3 protein-coding genes are annotated in these 2,644 nt (G+C 70.5%); 1 reads left to right on the top strand and 2 read right to left on the bottom strand.

What is annotated here, in order from left to right; translation table 11 throughout:
- Window positions 1–474: 474 nt before the first annotated feature.
- Window positions 475–1,584, top strand: a complete 1,110-nt coding sequence (locus tag ACR2FV_RS13900; protein ID WP_434016291.1) for an IS110 family transposase — start codon at window positions 475–477, stop codon at window positions 1,582–1,584.
- A gap of 442 nt (window positions 1,585–2,026) precedes the next feature.
- Here ACR2FV_RS13900 and ACR2FV_RS13895 read toward each other — a convergent pair whose 3' ends face one another.
- The gene (locus ACR2FV_RS13895) at window positions 2,027–2,494 is read right to left on the bottom strand and encodes an Lrp/AsnC family transcriptional regulator (RefSeq protein WP_434016290.1); all 468 of its coding nucleotides are present in this window, start codon (window positions 2,492–2,494) and stop codon (window positions 2,027–2,029) included.
- On the bottom strand, window positions 2,491–2,644 hold a 154-nt coding region (locus ACR2FV_RS13890; protein ID WP_434016292.1), incomplete at its 5' end, for an acyl-CoA dehydrogenase family protein. The genes ACR2FV_RS13890 and ACR2FV_RS13895, both read right to left, overlap by 4 nt.

The following is a 2,644-nucleotide window of genomic DNA, read 5'->3' as shown; positions in this document are numbered from 1 at the left end:
TTGTACTCCTCAGTGAAGCTGCGGCGAGTCGAACCCATACTTGCTACTCCCGACGGATCGGGCGGCTTTCAAACACTGTGTCCACGGAAGCGGGGACGGTCCACTGGGGTAGCTGTTGGTGTCGGCTTCGGCGTGGACGGTGAGTCCGGTTCGGCTGGTGGTGGCTAGCCACGACGAGCATGGGACCGGCCTGAGCGAGTTTTTGCCACGGTTATGGGACCACCCCGGTTGCCAGTCATGGAACCACCTGCGTGTCGTGCGCAGGGGTCGCGGTTGCCGGCCACTACCGATCTCTTCATGTCCAGCGACGTGGAGGCATCGGGTGGCGACGCCGGCGGCGAACATCGCAATCTGCGTGCGCTAGACGGTATGGAGGTGCCCGGTCGTCGGGCCGGGGCCTCACGCGCAAGGGTTGTCGTGGGTTGCCGGTCGGGGTGAACCTGGCCGGTAGTGCCGACATTGCGGGAGGCCCAGGTGAAGCGAGAGCGTACGAGCGTTGGTCTGGATGTGCACGCACGATCGGTGGTGGCGTGCGGCATCGACGACGACACAGGTGAGGTGTTCCGGGCCCGGTTGGCTCCGGACCATGAGGTGATCTTGACGTGGTTGCGGGGCCTGCCGGGCCCGGTGGCGGTGGTCTACGAGGCTGGACCGACCGGCTTCGGGTTGGCCCGGTTCCTGCGTGAGCGGCAGACCCGGTGCCTGGTCGCGGCGCCGAGCAAGGTGCAGCGGCCCTGCGGTGACCGGGTCAAGACCGACACCCGGGACGCGTTGCTGCTGGCGCGGCTGCTGCGCCTGGGGGAGATCGTGGAGGTGGCGGTCCCGGGCGTGGCGCAGGAGGCCGCCCGAGATCTGGTTCGGGCCCGGGAGGATGTCCGGGGTGATCTGATGCGCGCTCGGCACCGCACCTCCAAGCTGCTGTTGCGCCAAGGGGTCGTCTACTCGGGCGGGAGGGCGTGGACGGTCGCGCACCACGCGTGGCTGCGCCGGCAGAACTTCGACAGCCCGGCGTTGGCGGTGGCCTATGACAGTGCGCTGGAGACGGTGCTGCTGACCGCGGACCGCCGGGACCGCCTGGACACCACGATCGTGGAGCTGGCCGCGGACCCCGCCTGGGCGCCGATGGTGCTGCGGCTGTCGTGCCTGCGCGGGATCTCCACCTTGACGGCGTTCGGTCTCGCGGTCGAGGTCGGTGACTGGACCCGGTTCACCGGCAACAGCATCGGGGCCTTCCTCGGGCTGGTCCCGACCGAGCACTCCTCCGGTGGCAGCCGCAGCCAAGGGTCGATCACCAAGGCCGGCAACAGCCACGCCCGCCGGCTGCTGGTCGAGGCCGCCTGGCACCACAAGCAGCCCTACCGCACCCCGTCCAAGACGATGCGGGACCGCTGGGAGCTAGCGCCGGCGGCCGCCAAGGCCCGCGGACACGCCGGCAACATCCGGCTGCACCAGCGCTGGCTGGCCTTCGACCAGCGCAAGAAGCGGCCCGTGATCGCCAACGTCGCCGTCGCCCGCGAGCTCGCCGGCTGGTGCTGGTCACTGGCCACCCTGGACGACGACGCTCCCCCCGGCGCGGCCCGCTGACAGCGCGACCCGCCCCTTTGACGGGGGCCGGCCGGTAGAGGGCGGCGGCAGCGCGTGGAACGCACCCGCGATCGGACTATGAGCAGCCCAGGAAGTCCGTTTCCGAAAGCGACGCTCGACTTCTAGACAAGCGGAGCGCTCCAGCCGAACAGCCCCGTCCTGCGGTAACCAACCCGCGTATATCAGTCTGACCGCGCGTCGTCCTGACACGCACGCCGCCCACCTACCGGCCGGCCTCTCCCCACCTGGTTCCACGGTTCCCGCCGCCGTCCAGCATGCCGCGGTGCTCGCCGTGGTCAAGGGAACAACGCCCTTGACCACGACTGCGCTCCACGGCCTCCAGGGCTACCGGGAAGCCGAAGAAGAACGCTCAGAACTCCGCCAGCACTCGGGGGGTAGAGCGTTGGGTCCCGCCTGACCCTTGACAAGACCCACCTCCATATCAGTCCGGCGGCGGGAGCGGCGCCGTACGGCCCTGCCAGGGCGCGCTGAGCACGACGGTCGTGCGGGTCGACACGCCGGCCAGCGCGCGCACCTCCTGAAGGAGCTGCTCGAGCTCGGCCGGTCCGGCGACGCGCACCTGCAGGATGTAGCTCTCGTCCCCCGCCACGCTGTGACAGGCCTCGACCGCAGTCAGGTGGCGCAGCCGTTCGGGTGCGTCGTCCGGCGCGGCCGGGTCGATCGGCTGGATCGAGATGAACGCCGCCAGCGGCAGGCCGACGGCCACCGGGTCGATCCGGGCGGCGTAGCCCTGGATGACGGACCGCTGCTCGAGCCGGCGCACCCGCTGGTGCACCGCGCTGGTGGACAGGCCGGTGTCCCGGGCGAGGTCGGCGTACGAGGTGCGTCCGTCAGCGGTCAGCAGCGCCAGCAGCGCGCGGTCGAGCTCGTCCAGCGGCGCAGCGCTCACGACGTCAGCGCGCGGCCGATGACGACCCGCTGGACCTGGTTGGTGCCTTCGACGATCTGCAGCACCTTGGCCTCGCGCAGGTAGCGCTCAGCGGGGAAGTCCTCGACGTAGCCGTAGCCCCCGAGCACCGGCACCGCGTCGGTGGTCACC

It is taken from the genome of Ornithinimicrobium sp., assembly GCF_051004135.1.
Lineage (GTDB): Bacteria > Actinomycetota > Actinomycetes > Actinomycetales > Dermatophilaceae > Ornithinicoccus.
The sequence above is the reverse complement of the archived record's forward strand: the minus strand, read 5'-3'. Positions and strand labels throughout refer to the sequence as shown.